We start from the raw sequence: 17,136 nt of genomic DNA, 5'->3' as shown, positions 1-17,136 counted from the left end.
CGACGGGAACGATCCCTACCCGCTTTTCGCTATTGCCTATTCGCTTTCTCCCGGAGGGAGAAGTCCATGTATTCCACCACCTACCACCGACCCACCACCGTCGCCGACGCCGTGAAGCTCCGCAAGAAGGCGGAAGACGGCCAGTTCGTCTCCGGCGGCATGACCCTGATCCCGGCCATGAAGACCAGGCTCGCCGCGCCGTCGGACCTGGTTGACCTGCGTCATGTCGGGGAGCTGAAAGGCATCAAGGTGTCGGGCAAGACCGTGACCATCGGCGCGGCCACGACCCACGCCGAAGTGGCGGAGAGCGCGAAGCTGAGAAAGGTCTGTCCGGCCATTTGCGATCTTGCCGCCCATATCGGCGACCCGCATGTGCGTCATATGGGCACGATCGGCGGCTCGCTGGCCAACAACGACCCGTCCGCCGACTACCCCGCCGCCATGCTGGCGCTCGGTGCTACGATCGTCACCGACAAGCGCGAGCTTGCGGCCGACAAGTTCTTCAAGGGCCTGTTCGAGACGGCACTCAAGGATGACGAGATCGTCACGGCCGTCACATTCACCGTGCCGGCCAAGTGCGGCTATGCCAAGTTTCCCAACCCGGCCTCGCGCTACGCCATGACCGGCGTATTCGTGGCCAAGACGAAGGATGGCGTGCGCGCCGCCGTCACCGGGGCCGGCGAGGACGGCGTCTTCCGCGCCAGGGAGGTCGAGGCCGCATTGGCGAAGAAGTTCGACGCATCGGCGCTCGAGGGCGTGTCGGTGCCGTCGAAGGATCTGATGAGCGATATCCACGCCTCGGCTGAATACCGCGCCAATCTGGTCGTCGTCATGGCAAAGCGCGCAGTTGCCGCGGCAAATGCAGGGTAGGGGCTGACGGCGGACCCATGGACAAGGCAGTGACGGTCGGCTGCCTTCTGCACTGAAGGGCCGTCATCAACTCTGAAACGCGGCGGGAACCGGAGCCGTGTGCACGCCGGCATTCGCAGCGTGCGTCATGCTCCCGCCACAGGCATGTGGTGGGGTGCCGGCGCATGCACCAGTTTCGGTGCGTGCGCCATTAATGGAGGAAATCATGCGTCGTATCGTGCTCACGGCCCTCGCGATCTTGTTTGTGCCCGCGGTCGCATTGGCAAATTCCTGTCCGTCCGTCATGGCCGAGATCGACTCGGCGATGGCCACGGCTTCACTCTCGGAGGCCGACATGACCAGGGTGCAGGAACTGCGCGCGCAGGGCGAGGAACAGCACAATGCAGGCGATCATGACGCCTCCTTGGCTACGCTCGGCGAAGCCAAGGGGATTCTCGGCATGTAGGATCTGGAACATGTCCCGCTCAAACGGTGACGTTTGAGCGAAAGGTACATGTTCCAGCATATTGATCTGGCGCGCATATCTTTGCTTCAAACGTTTCCGTTTGAAGCAAACGGCCGGCCGGCAACGCGCTGATGCGCTTACCTGTCCGCTAGCGCGTCAACCAGACGGTCGGCGCCGTCGCGGAACGGATCGACGGTCGGCAGGCCCATGCGTGCCTCGACCTCGGCCAGGCAGGTCTTCGCCTCCTCGGCCGAAAGGGCTGCCGTATTGACCGAGATGCCGGTCACGCGCACCTGCGGATTGACGATGCGCGCCGTTTCCAGGGCGAGGTCGCGCAGCGCCTCCAGCGATGGCAGCGAATAATGCGGCAGGCCCCGCATATGGGTCCGTGTCGGCTCGTGGCACAGAACCAGCGCGTCGGGCTGGCCGCCATGGATCAGCGCCATCGTCACGCCCGAGAAGGAGGGGTGGAAGAGGCTTCCTTGCCCCTCCAGCAGGTCCCAATGATCGGCGTCGTTGTCCGGCGTCAGCCATTCGACGGCACCGGCCATGAAATCGGCCACCACTGCGTCGAGCGGCACGCCCGAGCCGGTGATGAGGATGCCCGTCTGCCCCGTGGCCCGGAAGCTTGACTTCATGCCGCGCGCCAGCATGGCCTTTTCCATGGCAAGCGCGGTGTACATCTTGCCCACCGAGCAGTCTGTGCCGACGGCCAGGCATCGCTTGCCCGTGCGTTTTCTGCCGTCGGCGATCGGATAATCATGCTGCGGCACGCGCACGTCGAACAGGTTCGTTCCCGCCCCTTTCGCCGCCTTCACCAGTTCGGGAATGTCCGAGAGATGGTTGTGCAGGCCCGACGCGATGTCCATGCCGGCATGAGCCGCCTCGGTCAGGGTCGTCACCCAGTTCTGCAAAATCACTCCGCCGCGGTTCGCCGCCCCGACGACGAGCGTCTGTGCGCCGGCGGCCTTGGCCTGCGCTATCGTCATCTCGGGCAGGCCGAGATCGGCCTTGCAGCCCTCCAGGCGCAACTGGCCAAGGGCGAATTCGGGCCGCCAATCCTTGATGCCTTGCGCGACTTTCGCGGCCAGTTGGTCCGGCGCATCGCCGAGAAAGAGCAGGTAAGGGGTCTTCAGCATGGTTGGTACTCGCGCTTGGCGTTGGGAATGTTCGGCGCGGATAGCAGCGTCAGCCGCGGCGCAATGTCAAGCGGCGGCATGGCCGCGGCGGCGATATGCCCAGCCTGGTTGCGTGTCGTGCGTGGCCTGTGTTGCGACGAAGGCCTCAGGCGGCGAGTTTCCGCCTGGTCGCCTCATATTCGTCGGCCAGCCGGTCGACGAGCCGCGCTGCCGGCACGATCTCGTCGACAGCGCCGATGCCCTGGCCGCAGCCCCAGATGTCGCGCCAGGCCTTCGATGTGTCGGAGCCGAAATCCATCGTCGAGGGATCGGAGACGGGCAGGTTGTCGGGGTCCATGCCGGCCTTGACGATGGAGCCCTTGAGGTAGTTGCCGTGCACGCCGGTGAACAGGTTCGAATAGACGATGTCGGCGGCCTTGGAGTCGACGATCATCTGCTTGTAGTCGTCCATGGCACGGGCTTCTTTCGTGGCGATGAAGGGAGAGCCGATATAGGCCATATCGGCTCCCATGGCCTGGGCCGCCAAAACCGCGCCGCCGGTGGCGATCGCGCCGGACAGCAGCAGCGGGCCGTCGAACCACTGCCGGATCTCCTGGACGAGCGCGAAGGGCGACAGCGTGCCGGCATGGCCGCCGGCGCCGGCGGCGACCGCGATCAGCCCGTCGGCGCCCTTCTCAATGGCCTTGCGGGCGTGGCGGTCGTGGATGATGTCGTGCAGCACGATGCCGCCATAGGAATGAACGGCCTGATTGACCTCCTCCACCGCGCCCAGCGAGGTGATGACCACAGGCACCTTGTATTTCACGCACATTTCCAGGTCGTGCTGCAGGCGGTCGTTGGATTTGTGCACGATCTGGTTGACCGCGAATGGCGCGGCGGGACGCTCAGGATTGGCCGCGTCATGCCGGGCAAGCTCCTCGGTGATCTCGGCCAGCCATTCGTCGAGCTGGCTCTGCGGACGCGCATTGAGCGCCGGAAAGGCGCCGACGACCCCTGCCTTGCACTGGGCCAGAACGAGCGGCGGATGGGAGATGATGAAAAGCGGCGAGCCGACGACGGGGATGCGCAGATTTGTCTTCAGAATGTCCGGCAGCGCCATGCAGGTTCTCCAACTCGCTGACAATTGACGTTTTCGTAAACGTCGCTCTTCTAGCAGAAAGGCCGGACCGGGCAAATGCGAATCGGCGCAGCGTCAGTGATCTCGGCCCGGCATCGGGGCGCCATGTCGCCTGACGGCAATGTTTGGCCGCATTTCCCCGTCCATATTTCATGTACAGGCGAAATTCGGACGGCAAAGCCTTGATAATCATGTTGATTGCGCGGAAAGCTGCGGTTAACGATTGTGGCGGGGCGCAAAGGGGATGACGTCTTGAATCCGATCGAAAAAGCGATCAGGAGTGCATTGGCCAAGGGTGACGCCGCAGACCGTGCCCACCGGGAAAAGGTCTATCGGGCTGTCCATGCGGCGATCGAGAAGGGCCTGCGCGCCAATCCCGATATGACGGTCGAGGCTGCGATCCAGCGCCGGCAATTGCTGCGGCTGACGATCAGCCGCATCGAATCCGAGTATATCCCGGCCGTCGATCCTGCGCCGGCCACGGGCCCCGACACGGCTCCGGAACCGGAGGTGCGTGTCGAGGCGCCGCAGCCGGCATCCACGGACAATGCGGCGGCGAGACCATCCGGGCAGTCTGCGCCGCCGCAGGCGCCCGGCGTTGCGGCATCGCCTCGCGAGGCGCCATCGGCTCCGGCGAATGGCACGCTGCCGCGCCAACGGGCGGTTCCGGAACCGTCGGTCGAGGTCGAGCCGCGCATGAGCGAGGCGTCGCGGGCCGGCGGGCGTCCGGGCGTCGATGTCGGCGCGGAGCCGGGGGCACGGCGAAAGCCGCGCTCACGTGGCTTTGCGGCGATGTTCCTCGGCGTCACGGTGCTTGCTGCTGTCGGCATCGGCGTATGGTGGGCCGCCGAAACCGGTCTGCTCCTGACGGCCGAACAACGCGATACCGCGGTGCGCAATCCTCCGCCGGTGCTCGACGGGGAGGATTTCGACCCGGCCACCGGTCCGGCCGGGCCGGATGTGACGCAGGCGCGCGGCAACTGGATCACCATCTTCACGCCGTCCGATCCGACGCTCGTCACCGCGCCGACCGGCGCGACGGCCGAAGTGCTGTCGGACGAGGATGGCGCGGCGCTCAAGATCACGTCGGGCAATGCCGACGCGCCGGTGCTGTTCGACGTCGGCCAGGGCATCCTCGATCAGATCGCCGGCAGGCACGTCCTGTTCGACGTCACGGCGAGCGCCGAGGACGGACAGCCCACGCAGATCTCCGTCACCTGCAATCTGGGCGAACTCGGCGATTGCGGCCGCAACCGATACAATCTTGGCATCGAGCGTGGCGAGTTCCTGTTCGACATACGCCTGCCGGACGGCAGTCCGGGCGCGGCCGGAACGATCGCCATCGTCAGCGATGTCGACAATGACGGCAAGGCGGCCCTGATCCACGAAATCAGGGTGTCGGTGGCCGAATAGGCGTAATGAGAGGGCGCGCGCGCCTTCGTCAATCCACGAGCGCCTGCAGCGTCTCCAGCCGGTCGGCTTCGGCTGCCGGCTTGTCCCAGCGCAGCCGGGCAATGCGCGGAAAGCGCATGGCGAGGCCGGATTTGTGGCGCTGCGAGCGGTTGAGCCCCTCGAAGGCGACTTCCAGCACCAGGCCTTGCTCGCGGTCGGCGCGCACGGCGCGCACCGGGCCGAAGCGGTCTATGGTGTTGTCGCGCACATATTTGTCGATCTGGCGCAATTCCTCGTCGGTGAAGCCGAAATAGGCCTTGCCGACAGGCACCAGTTCCGGGGCGCCGGGCGGACCGGCCCATACACCGAACGTATAGTCGGAATAAAAGCTCGAGCGCTTGCCGTGGCCGCGCTGGGCATACATCAGCACCGCGTCCACGGTGTGCGGGTCGCGCTTCCACTTGAACCAGGGCCCTTTCGGCCGGCCGGCGAGATAGGGCGCGTCCCAGCGCTTCAGCATCACCCCTTCGATGATCGGATGGGGCGGGTTGGCGCGCAGGCGCTCAAGTTCCTCCCAGCCGCCAAAATCGATCAGTGGCGACAGGTCGAAACGGTCGGCGGGCAATGTCGATACGAAATGCGACAGGCGTTGCCGGCGTTCGCGAAAGGTCGCGCCGCGCATGTCGCTGCCTTCGACCACGAGCAGGTCGTAGCAGCGGATGAATGCGGGGTATTGCGCCCGGATCTTCGCCGACACGCTCTTGCGGTTGAGCCGCTGCTGGAGGTCGGAAAAGCTTCCGGTCTTTTCGCCGGGGATGCCGACGAGCAATTCGCCGTCGATGGCCGCATCGAAGTCGAGATGCTCGACAAGATCGGGAAAGGCGCCGGAAATCTCGTCGCCGGTGCGCGAATAAAGCCGCCGCTCGCCGCCCTCTGCGACTGCCTGGACGCGAATGCCGTCCCACTTCCATTCCGCTGCATAGTCGCCGGGATCGATCTTCCGCAGGTCGCCGTCGCCGACGGCATGGGCCAGCATGACCGGCCGGAAGGGGGCAAGCGCGGCCGAGACCGGCTTTGCCGTGCGGCCCTCCAGCCAGGCGAACAATTCCACATAGGGCGGGGCGAGACCGTGCCACAGTTCCTCGATCTCGGTGATGTCGACATTGCCGAATTGCGCCAGGGCTTGCTTGGCGAGCCGCGCCGAAACGCCGACGCGCAGGCCACCCGTCACCAGCTTGATGAGGGCGAAGCGTTCGGATGCGCCCAGCCGGTCGAGCAGGCCGGCAAAGACCGCCGGCCCATCCATACGCCCGGCCGATATGAGCCGCTCGACACATTCGTGGAGCGACAGATCGTGCTCGGACGGCACCTGGTCGGGGGGTGCCTGCCAAACGAGCGATACGGTTTCCGCCAGGTCGCCGACATAATCGTAGGAATAGGCGAACAGCACCGGATCCATGCGTTCCGTGACGAGCTGGCGCAGCATGGCCGGCTTGACGCCGGGAATGTCGAGGTCGCCGGTGATCGCCGCGAGCGCGAGGCCGCGGTCGGGATCGGGCGCCTCGTCGAAATGATCGGCCAGCAATTTCAGCTTGGCATTGCGCGCCGGCGTCAGCACGAGGCGGTCGAGCAGTTCGGCGAAGCGTTTCATGGCATGGTCGACCGTGGCTGCTGCAGCGCTCTACGTTGCCCCCCTCTGGCCTGCCGGCCATCTCCCCCGCAAGGGGGGAGATTGAACCGACCGCATGGGTTTCGCCAATCGACGACCTCGCCGGACGAGCGGCGTGGCCGAAGCTGCCGATCTCCCCCCTTGCGGGGGAGATGGCCGGCAGGCCAGAAGGGGGTGCGAAGGAATGCGACGTTTCTGCCAAGGCCAATCCCCATCCTTCAATCCCCCTCATCCTCGTAGCCGACGAGATGCAGCGGCCGTGCGGCGATGGCGTTGATCTCGCACCAGCGTACCAGCGCCTCCTCGCGGCCATGCGTCACCCAGACCTCGCCGGCGCCGGTGTCGCGGATCGTTGCAACGAGCTCGTCCCAGTCGGCATGGTCCGACAGGATCAGCGGCAATTCGACGCCACGCTGCTTGGCCCGCTGGCGAATGCGCATCCAGCCCGAGGCGAAACAGGCGACCGGATCGGGAAAGCGGCGCGCCCAGCGATCGGCGAAGGTCGAGGGCGGGGCGACGATGACGGCGCCGGCGAAATCCGCCGCGCTGGCGGTCTCGACGGTTGCCGGGGCGAGGGGGCCGAGTTCGACGCCCTCGCTTTCGTAATAGTCGCAAAGCGTCGCCAGCGCGCCGTGGATGAAGATTGTCTTGTCATAGCCGGCCTGGCGCAGCATGGCGATGACGCGCTGCGCCTTGCCCAGCGAATAGGCGCCGACCAGATGGGCGCGCTCGGGAAACTGCTGCAGCGATTTTACGAGCCGGGCGATTTCGTCGGCCGGGTCCGGATGGCGGAAGACGGGCAGGGCGAATGTCGCCTCGGTGATGAAGACGTCGCAGGCGACCGGTTCGAACGCAGCGCAGGTCGGGTCGCTCGCGCGCTTGTAGTCGCCGGAGGCGACGATGCGCAATCCGTCCTTTTCGACCGCGATCTGCGCCGAGCCAAGCACGTGCCCGGCCGGATGGAAGGTGACCGAGGCGCCATCGAGACGCAGCGTTTGACCGGCAACGGCGGCCTGGGTCGCGCCGGCAAACCCCTCGCCATATCTGAGTCCCATAATGGCCAGCGTCTCGCGCGTTGCCAGCACCGATCCGTGTCCGGCGCGCGCATGGTCGGCATGGCCGTGCGTGATCAGAGCGCGCTTGACCGGCCTGACGGGGTCGATGAAGAAGTCGCCCGGCGGGCAATAGAGCCCTTCGGGCCGGGAGCGGAGGATATCCTGGGCGCGCATTCGTGCAGGATAGCCATTCCACGCCGGCTTGGAAGGCTTGCAGTGTCCCATTGCGAAAGCCTCTTGCCGAAAACCGTCAGTTGATCGGCTCACCGGCTTTGCGGGAGACGGCTCTCGGCCTTGCCCCGCCTTGCTCGTTCAACCGGAATGATGCGCGACCTTGCAAGTCGACCGCTTGGCGGCGCCGGCGTTCTGGTTTAGTTCTAGCGCCTTGACTCAGCAAGCAAGCATCGCGACCGAAATTCCTGCCGCCCGCCTGCCGGAACCGTTTGTCAAATGGTTCTCGGAACGGGGATGGTCGCCGCGTGCCCACCAGATCGAGCTGCTTGCCAGGGCGCAGGCCGGCCGTTCGGCCCTTCTCATCGCGCCGACCGGTGCGGGAAAGACGCTTGCCGGCTTCCTGCCGAGCCTCGTCGATCTAACGACGCGGCCGAAGCGCCGGCCGGGCGAGGCGCGCCGCGGCGTCCACACGCTCTACATTTCGCCGCTCAAGGCGCTGGCCGTCGACATCGAGCGCAATCTCGCCAAGCCCGTCGACGAGATGGGCCTGCCGATCACCATGGAGACGCGCACCGGCGACACGCCGGCCCACAAGCGCCAGCGCCAGAAGCTTAGCCCTCCCGACATTCTGCTGACCACGCCGGAACAGCTCGCGCTGCTGATCGCGACGAAGGATGCCGAGCGCTTCTTTGCGGGCCTGCGCCATATCGTGCTCGACGAGCTTCATTCGCTGGTCATTTCCAAGCGCGGCCATCTCCTGTCGCTCGGCCTGGCGCGGCTACGCGCGCTGGTGCCCGGTTTGCAGACGATCGGCCTGTCGGCCACGGTCGCCGAGCCCGACGAACTGCGCCGCTGGCTGGTGCCGCAGAACCCGCCGGGCAAAATGTCCGACCTGATCGAGGTGACCGGCGGCGCCAGGCCCGATATCACCATACTCGCCTCCGACGAGCGCGTGCCGTGGGCCGGCCATTCGGCGCGCTATGCCATTCCCGAACTCTACGCGGCGATCCGACGGCACAAGACGACGCTGCTCTTCGTCAACACGCGCAGCCAGGCCGAACTCCTGTTCCAGGAACTGTGGCGCATCAACGAGGACAGTCTGCCGATCGCGCTGCATCACGGCTCGCTCGATGTCGGCCAGCGCCGCCGCGTCGAAAAGGCGATGGAGCAGAACGCGCTGCGCGCCATCGTCGCCACCTCAACCCTCGATCTTGGCATCGACTGGGGCGATGTCGACCTGGTGGTGCATGTCGGCGCGCCGAAGGGTGCCAGCCGGCTCGCCCAGCGCATCGGACGCTCCAACCATCGCATGGACGAGCCGTCTCAGGCGATCCTCGTGCCGGCCAACCGTTTCGAGGTGTTGGAATGCGAGGCGGCGCTGGAGGCCAACTATCTGGGGGCGCAGGACACCCCGCCGCTGCGTGAGGGTGGTCTCGACGTGCTGGCCCAGCATGTTCTGGGATGCGCCTGTGCCGAGCCGTTCGACGCCGCCGCGCTCTTCGAGGAGGTGAAGAACGCCGAGCCCTATGCCGGGCTCGACCGCGAGACCTTCGACAAGGTGGTCGATTTCGTCGCCACCGGCGGATACGCGCTGAAGAGCTATGAGCGCTATGCCCGCATCCGGCGGACGAAGGACGGGCTGTGGCGTGTCAGCCATCCGCGCGTCGCCCAGCAATACCGCCTCAATGTCGGCACCATCATCGAGGCGCCGATGCTCAATGTGCGCATGACGCGGGCCGGCCGCGGCGCCAATGGGCGCGGTGGTCCGATGTTGGGCAAGGTGGAGGAATATTTCCTGGAGACGCTGCGGCCGGGCGACACGTTCCTGTTTTCCGGCAAGGTGGTGCGCTTCGAAGGCATCCGCGAGAACGAGTGCCTTGTCTCAAGTGCTGCCGGCAGCGACCCGAAGGTGCCCTCCTATTTCGGCGGCAAGTTTCCGCTGTCGACCTATCTGGCCGGCGAGGTGCGCGCCATGCTGGCCGACCCGGAACGGTGGCAGGCGCTGCCCGACCAGGTCGCCGACTGGCTGCGCCTGCAGCGCGACAAATCGGTTCTGCCGGCGCGCGGCGAGCTTCTTGTGGAGACCTTTCCGCGCGGCGGGCGCCATTACATGGTGGCCTACCCGTTCGAGGGCAGGCTGGCGCACCAGACGCTCGGCATGCTGTTGACGCGCCGCCTCGACCGGGCCGGGGGCCACCCGCTCGGCTTCGTGGCAACCGAATATTCGCTGGCTGTCTGGGGCTTGAGCGATCTGGGCGCGATGTTTTCCTCAGGCGCCCTGTCGCTTGGCGCGCTCTTCGATGAGGACATGCTGGGCGACGACCTGGAAGCCTGGCTCGACGAGAGCTGGCTCTTGAAGCGGACATTCCGCGATTGCGCGCTGATTTCCGGGCTGATCGAAAAGCGCCATCCCGGTCAGGAAAAGTCAGGGCGGCAGGTCACCGTATCGACCGACCTCGTCTACGACGTGCTGCGCGCCCATGAGCCCGATCACATTTTGATGCGCGCCACGCGGTCCGATGCCGCCGCCGGCTTGCTCGATGTCGCGAGATTGTCCGAGATGCTGTCGCGCATCCGCGGGCGAATCGTGCATAAGCGGCTTGAACGCATCTCGCCGCTGGCCGTCCCGGTGATGCTGGAGATCGGGCGCGAGCGGGTAGATGGCGAGGCAAACGATCTGCTGCTCAGGGAAGCGGCCGAGGATCTCATTCACGAAGCGATGGGCGAGACATGAACCAGGCGGCGAAGATTGTGGCGGATGCGGCCCCGATCCCGACCGCGATCGCCGGCGAACAGGCGCTGTGCGATCACCGTGGTGTGCTCTATCTTCCCGCCATGCGGCTGATGGTCGTCTCCGACCTCCATCTGGAGAAAGGCTCCTCGCTGGCGAGGCGCGGCACGCTCGTTCCGCCCTATGACACCGCCGCCACGCTTGCGCGGCTGGCCGAGACGATTGCTCATTACCGGCCCGAAACGGTCGTCAGCCTTGGCGACAGTTTCCACGACGGTGAGGGCGCGGCGCGCATGCCCGACGCCTTTCGCGACAGGCTTGTCGCCATGATGGAGGGACGGCGGTGGTTCTGGATCGCCGGCAACCATGATCCGCTGCCGCCCGACGGCGTGCCGGGACGTACGGTCGACCAGTTGGCGGTCGGCGGCTTGCTTTTCCGCCATGAGCCGGCACCCGGCGCCCGTGTGGGCGAAATTGCCGGCCATCTTCATCCCGGCGCGCGGGTCGTGCGGCGCGGCCGTTCGGTCAGAAGGGCGTGTTTCGTCGGCGATGGCACCCGCCTCATCATGCCCGCCTTCGGAGCCTTTACCGGCATGCTCAACGTGCTGGACGATGCTTTCGATGGGTTGTTTTCGGCCGAACGCATGGTCGCCTATGTGCTGGGCCGCGAACGCGTCTATGCTGTGGCCTGGGCGCAGCTTCGGCGCGGCTAGAACATGTCCCGCTCAAACGGAATCGTTTGAGCGAAAGGTACATCAGTCGCGCTTGAAGATGATGCGCCCGAGCCAGCCCGTCACCATGGCGAGCGCCACGGCGAACAGCCCGTAGAGAAAAGAATTGTTGTGCGCGGCCAGGAATATGGACTGCTCGAAGCCGGCCTTGAGGATCGCCAGCTGGGCCGAGGTTTCCTTGATGAAGACGCCGTTCTTGAACAGGAAGGCGCGCGCCTTGTGCGTGCCGACGGGAATGTTCGGCGCAAGGGTCAGCGTGGCGCGAAACAGGCTCTGCGTCAGAAATTGAACGCCGCCCACGCGCTCCACATAGAGCCCGCTCGCCTTCTTCAACTGCCGCAGCGCCGTCTCGAATTCCTGGATGGTCGATGCGCCGGCCGTGCGCTCGAGCGGTTCCAGATAGATGTTGTCGGCGCCCAGTGCGAGCTGGCGGTAATTCGTCGTATCGGTGATGTCCTGCAGCGGCCGCGTCGTGGCGACCGAGTATGAAACCGGCACGTTGATGAAGGTTTCCGACTGCGTGTTGATCCACACGCCCAGAATGCGATTCTTGCGCCGCACCACGACCGGCCGCGCCGGCCCTTCCAGGACGACGATGATATCGTAGCGGCCTTGGCGGCTGACGAGCGGGTTGGAATTATCGAGAGCCCCGAAGATCGTCAGGTCGGCGCCCGAGAAATTCGATGTGATCGAGATCCGGTCGGTCGACAGGCCGATCTGGATGCTTTCGGGGTTGACCGGCGGCATCGGGCCTTGCGCGCGGACCGCCGCGCAGGCCAACGACAGCGCCGCCGCGGCAAGAAGTCCTATGCGGGCAAGGCGCATCATGCCGTCAAATAACCTCCAGCGGCGAGAGCGAATAGAGATTGGCCGGCCTGACGAAGAGATCGAAGGCGAGGCGCAGCGCGACGGCCAGCACGAGCGCGGCCAGCAGCGCGCGCAGCTGCTCGCCGCGCAGTTTCTGTCCCGCCTTGGCGCCGTATTGGGCGCCGGCCACGCCGCCGATCATCAGCACCAGAGCCAGCACGATGTCGACCGTCCGGTTGGTCGTGGCATGGATGACGGTCGTATAGGCCGACACGAACATGATCTGGAACAGCGACGTTCCGATCACGACATTGGTCGGAACCTTGAGCAGGTAGATCATGGCTGGCACCATGATGAAGCCGCCGCCCACGCCCATGATCGAGGCGAGGAAGCCGATGACCGCGCCGAGCACCAGAATCGGGATTACGCTGACAAAGAGCTTGGAGGCGCGAAAGCGCACCTTGAGCGGCAATCTGTGGATCCAGTTGTGCTGGCCGGGACGCTTCAGGCTCACCGAGACGCCCTTGCGCGCCTGACGCATCGCATTGACGCTTTCCACCAGCATCATGCCGCCGACGATGCCGAGCAGAAGAACGTAAAGCAGCGATACGAAAAGGTCGAGCTGGCCGACGCTGCGCAGCAGGGCGAAGACGTAGACACCGACCGTCGCCCCCACCACGCCCCCGGCCAGAAGCACGCCGCCGAGCTTGAAATCGAGGGTGCCGCGCTTGAAATGCGCCAGCGTGCCGGAAAACGACGATGCGACGACCTGGTTGGCGCCCGTCGCGACCGCGATCGCGGGAGGAATGTTGTAGAATATGAGAAGCGGCGTGATCAGGAACCCGCCGCCGACGCCGAACAGGCCCGACAGAAATCCCACCGCCGCGCCCATGGCGAGCAGCACGACAATATTGACGGACATTTCGGCGATGGGGAGATAGATGCCCACCCTGGCCACTCTGCGAAGTTACATTTGACGCCGGCACAACCGGCCCGGAAATCTATATAACATACCGATGCTTAAGGGGGTCTTGCGCCGACAATTTGTCGGAGCAAAGCGACATCGGCTTAAACTGTGATCCCGGACGGACGGGCGGAAGGACGGGTGGCCGCCGGCGCCTTCCCCCGGACGACGGCGGTCTTGCCTGTTCTACCGCGCCTTGAGCAGCGCCTTGACGAATGTCGGATCGACATTGCCGGTCTGCGCCATGCCGTGAGCTTTCTGAAAGGCCGCGATGGCATCGCGCGTCTTCTGGCCGATGATGCCGTCCGCCGGGCCGGCATCGTAGCCGGTCTCGTTGAGGATCGCCTGAACGTTGGAAACCGCCCGCTTCCTGTCGATGCCCGCCGTCGGAGCGCCGTCCGTGCGCCATTCGTCGGGGATGTCGACGACGTTGGCGCTCTTGTCGAGCGGCTTGGCCTGCCACAACTCGGCCGCCGCGCGGGCGCGCTCGAGCTGTTCCGGCCGTAGTGCCTTGGCCACCTCGTCCCGCTTGGCTTCGGCGTCCTTGTCGCCGGTCATCGCCACCAGCGCGAACCATTTGTAGGATTCTTCCAGGCTTTGCGGCACGCCCACGCCCTTTGCCGACAGGATGGCCATGTTGAACTGGCTGTCCTTGACGCCACGTTCCGCGGCATTCAGGAACCAGCGCGCCGCCGTCTCGTTGTCGGTCGATCCGTCCGCGCCCATGGCGTGAAGGACGGCGAGATTGTGCATCGCGCTGGCATTGCCCTGATCGGCCGCGCGGCGATACCACTGTTTCGCCTTCTCCGTATCGCGCTCGACGCCGAGACCCTTCTCGTAGGCATTGCCGATGCGGTATTGCGCCGGCGCAAGGCCGATCTCGGCCGCGCGCTCGTACCACATGGCGGCCTTGGCGGCATCGGCTGCGAGGCCGCGTCCGTCATCGTATCGGCGGCCGATCTCGAATATCGCCCTGGGGTCACCGCCGTCCGCGGCTTTGCGCAGTGCGGCCGGTCCGGCTTCCACCGGCGCCGGGTCGTGGGACGGCGCGGCGGTTGCCGCTTCAGGCGCTGTTCGGGATTTCGTCGCTTCGTCGGCCCCGGTCGCTGCGGATGGGCTTGGCGACGGCTCGGTCGTGATGTCGGCCTTGTCGGCGTCAGGAGCCGGTAGCGCGGCGGTTTCGATCGCCGTGTCCCGTTCATCGGCGGAGCTTGCCTCGGCCTGTTGGGAGGGTGCCTCGGCGGCGGGCGCTTCGGTGCGTTCTGCCGCCCCGGCGGCATCGTCCGTATCGGCAATCCCCTGCGCCTCCGCGACCGTCGGCGTTGCGGGCACCTGGGGCTGCGCCGTTTCCTGGGCGTCATCCTCCAAAAAGACCTTGCCGGCCTGCAGGCCGGCGAGCGCGAGAGCGATCGCCGTCGCCGCCATGAGGATCGGCTTGCGCTTGGCCCGCAAAAGTTCGAGCGGACCGAATTTGCGCGTCGCGCTTCCCTTGGCCGTATCCTGCTTCAGCGTTTCGGCTTCCGCTGCCGCGGCTTGCGCGGCCCGCCGTGCGGCGGCGATGAAGTCGGCGCGCGCGGCGACCGGGTCTTGCGAGGTGTCCGAGCGTGCCCGCTCGCTCCTTACACGGCGCATGATGGCATTGATGTCGGGCGCCCCGGAGCCGGGCTCCAGCGGGGTGTCGGCGATCGAGGGTTCCGGGGAGGCGTCCAGGGACGGCTCGGATTCTTCCGGCAATGCTTCGGTCGGCTCGTCGGAGCCGTCGAAGACGGGTTCTTGCGCCTCGTTCGCTGCGGCCGGCCCGGATTTGCGGCCCGGCAACATGCGCGACAGGCCTCCGATCAGGGAACGACCGCGCTCCTCGCGATGCGGATGCTCCTCCTCGACCGCGGCGCTCGCCGCGGCGGCGGCGGCTTCCTGCGGCGTACGAGGGCGCGGCATCGAATGGGACGCGGCGGCCTCCATCTCGAATGCCGCAGCCTCCGCCTCGTCCTCTTCGTCCGGCTCGATCGAAGGCGCACTCTCTATCCGGCTCCGCGCGAAAGTCCCGGTACCGTCCTCGCTCTCGGTGCGCGTCGGTTCAAGCGCGGCCAGCCGCTCGACGACTTGCAGCAACGTGTCGTGAATGGCCTCGAAGGTGCGCGTGTTTTTCTCGTCCGATCGGCGCGCCAGCGCCTCGAGCCCACGCAGTTCCTCTGCCAGAGCGGCAGCATTGTCGGCCTCGCCCCGGGTCTCGCCAAAGGACTGCACGGCCTGCAGCGCCGCCTGTCGGGCCGCTTCGATCAAGGTGTCGCGCTGGCCGGCAATGGACTGCTCGATTCCGGCCAGTTGCGGCTTGATCGCGTCGAGCGCCTGAGTGCCCAGCGGTGCGCGGCTGAGATGCGCCGTCAGATCGGCGAGCTGTGTTTCCAGGCTGCGGATCAGCTCGGCGTCGTGCCGGGGGAGCCCAGCCGTTTCGTCGAGACGGTTGGAAATCGCTTCGAGCCGGTGGTCGAGCGCTTCGATCATCCGGCCCGCGACGGCCTCGCCTCCGTTTTGCGCGACGTAGTCGGACAGTTCGACGAAACGTCGGTCGATCTGGTCCAGGATGGCCGTGTCGTTGGAGCCGCCTTCGCGGGGCCAGTTCTCCATCCTGCGCGACAGCTCGTCCAGGCGCGAACCCAGATCTTCGAACCGGCCGTCTTCCCTGGCTGTGACTTCCGCCTGCCGTTCGTCGAGATAGGCCAGTACCTCGGCGAAGCGCCGCTCGATCCTGTCGATCATCGCCTCGCCGTCGACGGCGTCCAGCCGTTCGCGGATGGCCGCGAGCTGGTCGGCCAACTGGTCGAGCGCGTCTTGCGGTAGCTCCGCCCGCGCGGCGATCGCATCGACGCTTTTCGCCAGGATGGCGATCTTTTCCGCCAGCTCGTCACCGGCCCGGTCCTGGACGATTTCCTCGATCTGCTGGGCGAGAGAGGCAATGCGCGCCTCGATCCGCTCCATCTGGTCCGAGGAGGGCGGCTGCGAATAGACCGCCGTCGCGGCGGCGATGGCGCGCGATATCTCGTCCAACCGCTCCTCGATGAGCTCGAACTGCTGCTGTGGTGCGTGGTCGATCTGGCGCGAGAAGTGATCGATGGCCGTGGCCAGCGCATGGACGTTTTCTTCCAGCGAGCGCACCATCTGCGATTGCGGCAGATGGGCGATTGCGTCGCCGATCCGGGTAAGATGCTCGCTCATCGCGCCAATCGCGTGGTCGGCCGGTATGCGCTGCTCGATTTCGGCAAAGCGCCGGTCGAACGCGTCCCAGCGCTCATCCATGGAACGCACGGTTTCCTCCCGCGCCAACTGGTTCATCGCACCGCGAAGCGCGTCGAGATCGTGCCGCAGGTGCTCCACGCTGGAGGCCTCGCCTTTCACGGCGAGCGACTGGATGGACTGCGACAACTGCTCCAGTTCGGCGTTGAGCGTGTCGGTGTGTGGTGAAGCCGGCTGCATTTCGGCAAGGCTGCGGCCAATCTCCTGGCGCAGACCGTCGAATTCGTCCTTCAGGCCGGCGGCCAGCTGTTCGCGCAGTTCGGCGCGCATTGCGTCCAGTTGCGACGCCGACAAGGTCGCCTCGGCCTCTTCCTGGCGCAACTCCATTGGACGCGGCTCGCCGCCGATGAGGCGCTGCGAGCGCCGCGAAAGTGGCTCTTCGGTTTCCGCGGCATCCGGCGTGTTCGCGTCATCGTTCATGCGCAGACGCTCTTCGAGTGCGGCGATCGTGTGTCTGAGATCCTCCAGGGATGAAGCCGGGCGCCGTTGGCGACCGTCGTTCAGACTGTCGAGATAGGACCTTGAACTGTTCATCGGGTTGCCCGCCTGAATTCGTTTGCCGGACTGCCGCCCGTTGAATTGCCGCGGGGTGTGGGCTCGCCGCCTGATCGGACCAAATCGTTCATGCGGATGATCATGATTGCGCCTTTCCCCCGGTTTGGCTGGCCGTGAGCAACGCAGGACAAAACCGCCACGGAATTCGATGCTCACATTTCCCCGCTCGTGGTAAACACCGGGTTAATCGTGG

At 66.0% G+C, this 17,136-nt stretch carries 12 protein-coding genes; 5 read left to right on the top strand and 7 right to left on the bottom strand.

From position 1 onward, the window contains the following. Nucleotides 1-66: 66 nt before the first annotated feature. Together GM909_RS16520 and GM909_RS16515 are read left to right on the top strand one after the other, a co-directional pair. Nucleotides 67-870 carry an FAD binding domain-containing protein gene (locus tag GM909_RS16520; RefSeq protein WP_157017798.1) on the top strand — a complete coding sequence of 268 codons (804 nt, stop codon included), beginning with the start codon at nucleotides 67-69 and terminating at the stop codon, nucleotides 868-870. Nucleotides 871-1,075: 205 nt separating this feature from the next. After that, nucleotides 1,076-1,315: a hypothetical protein gene (locus GM909_RS16515; protein ID WP_157017796.1), complete on the top strand. Its 240-nt coding sequence runs from the start codon at nucleotides 1,076-1,078 to the stop codon at nucleotides 1,313-1,315. A gap of 137 nt (nucleotides 1,316-1,452) precedes the next feature. Here GM909_RS16515 and dgcN read toward each other — a convergent pair whose 3' ends face one another. Both dgcN and GM909_RS16505 read right to left on the bottom strand, forming a co-directional pair. Next, a complete protein-coding gene (dgcN, locus tag GM909_RS16510) occupies nucleotides 1,453-2,454 on the bottom strand; it encodes an N-acetyltransferase DgcN (RefSeq protein ID WP_157017794.1) in 1,002 nt (333 codons plus the stop codon). Between the two features lie 145 nt (nucleotides 2,455-2,599). After that, nucleotides 2,600-3,553: an NAD(P)H-dependent flavin oxidoreductase gene (locus GM909_RS16505; RefSeq protein WP_157017792.1), complete on the bottom strand. Its 954-nt coding sequence runs from the start codon at nucleotides 3,551-3,553 to the stop codon at nucleotides 2,600-2,602. A gap of 270 nt (nucleotides 3,554-3,823) precedes the next feature. Here GM909_RS16505 and GM909_RS16500 point away from each other — a divergent pair, with 270 nt between their 5' ends. Then, a complete protein-coding gene (locus GM909_RS16500) occupies nucleotides 3,824-4,984 on the top strand; it encodes a serine/threonine-protein kinase (RefSeq protein WP_157017790.1) in 1,161 nt (386 codons plus the stop codon). 28 nt (nucleotides 4,985-5,012) lie between these two features. On the opposite strand, the gene GM909_RS16495 is transcribed toward GM909_RS16500, so the two are convergent. Together GM909_RS16495 and GM909_RS16490 are read right to left on the bottom strand one after the other, a co-directional pair. Next, nucleotides 5,013-6,614: a cisplatin damage response ATP-dependent DNA ligase gene (locus tag GM909_RS16495; protein WP_157017788.1), complete on the bottom strand. Its 1,602-nt coding sequence runs from the start codon at nucleotides 6,612-6,614 to the stop codon at nucleotides 5,013-5,015. 236 nt (nucleotides 6,615-6,850) lie between these two features. Next, nucleotides 6,851-7,861 carry a ligase-associated DNA damage response exonuclease gene (locus GM909_RS16490; protein WP_157018027.1) on the bottom strand — a complete coding sequence of 337 codons (1,011 nt, stop codon included), beginning with the start codon at nucleotides 7,859-7,861 and terminating at the stop codon, nucleotides 6,851-6,853. 211 nt (nucleotides 7,862-8,072) lie between these two features. Here GM909_RS16490 and GM909_RS16485 point away from each other — a divergent pair, with 211 nt between their 5' ends. Both GM909_RS16485 and pdeM read left to right on the top strand, forming a co-directional pair. After that, the gene (locus GM909_RS16485; protein WP_157017786.1) at nucleotides 8,073-10,595 is read left to right on the top strand and encodes a ligase-associated DNA damage response DEXH box helicase; all 2,523 of its coding nucleotides are present in this window, start codon (nucleotides 8,073-8,075) and stop codon (nucleotides 10,593-10,595) included. Next, entirely contained in the window at nucleotides 10,592-11,305 is a 714-nt protein-coding gene (gene pdeM, locus GM909_RS16480; RefSeq protein WP_157017784.1) for a ligase-associated DNA damage response endonuclease PdeM, read from the top strand. The genes GM909_RS16485 and pdeM overlap by 4 nt, the downstream gene beginning before the upstream one ends. 42 nt (nucleotides 11,306-11,347) lie before the next feature. Here the strand turns inward: pdeM and GM909_RS16475 are convergent, their stop codons facing one another. The 3 genes from GM909_RS16475 to GM909_RS16465 all read right to left on the bottom strand — a co-directional run bounded on the left by GM909_RS16475 (nucleotide 11,348) and on the right by GM909_RS16465 (nucleotide 16,922). Next, nucleotides 11,348-12,151, bottom strand: coding sequence for a TIGR02186 family protein (locus tag GM909_RS16475; protein WP_407941309.1), 804 nt, complete (start codon nucleotides 12,149-12,151; stop codon nucleotides 11,348-11,350). A 4-nt stretch (nucleotides 12,152-12,155) separates the two neighbouring features. Then, nucleotides 12,156-13,079 carry a sulfite exporter TauE/SafE family protein gene (locus GM909_RS16470; RefSeq protein ID WP_157017782.1) on the bottom strand — a complete coding sequence of 308 codons (924 nt, stop codon included), beginning with the start codon at nucleotides 13,077-13,079 and terminating at the stop codon, nucleotides 12,156-12,158. A gap of 201 nt (nucleotides 13,080-13,280) precedes the next feature. Then, on the bottom strand, nucleotides 13,281-16,922 hold the full coding sequence (locus GM909_RS16465; RefSeq protein ID WP_157017780.1) for a peptidoglycan-binding protein: 3,642 nt from the start codon (nucleotides 16,920-16,922) through the stop codon (nucleotides 13,281-13,283). Nucleotides 16,923-17,136 lie beyond the last annotated feature (214 nt).

This window comes from Mesorhizobium xinjiangense (assembly GCF_009749525.1).
Classification (GTDB): domain Bacteria; phylum Pseudomonadota; class Alphaproteobacteria; order Rhizobiales; family Rhizobiaceae; genus Mangrovimarina; species Mangrovimarina xinjiangensis.
This window is presented reverse-complemented; position numbering and strand designations above follow the sequence as displayed.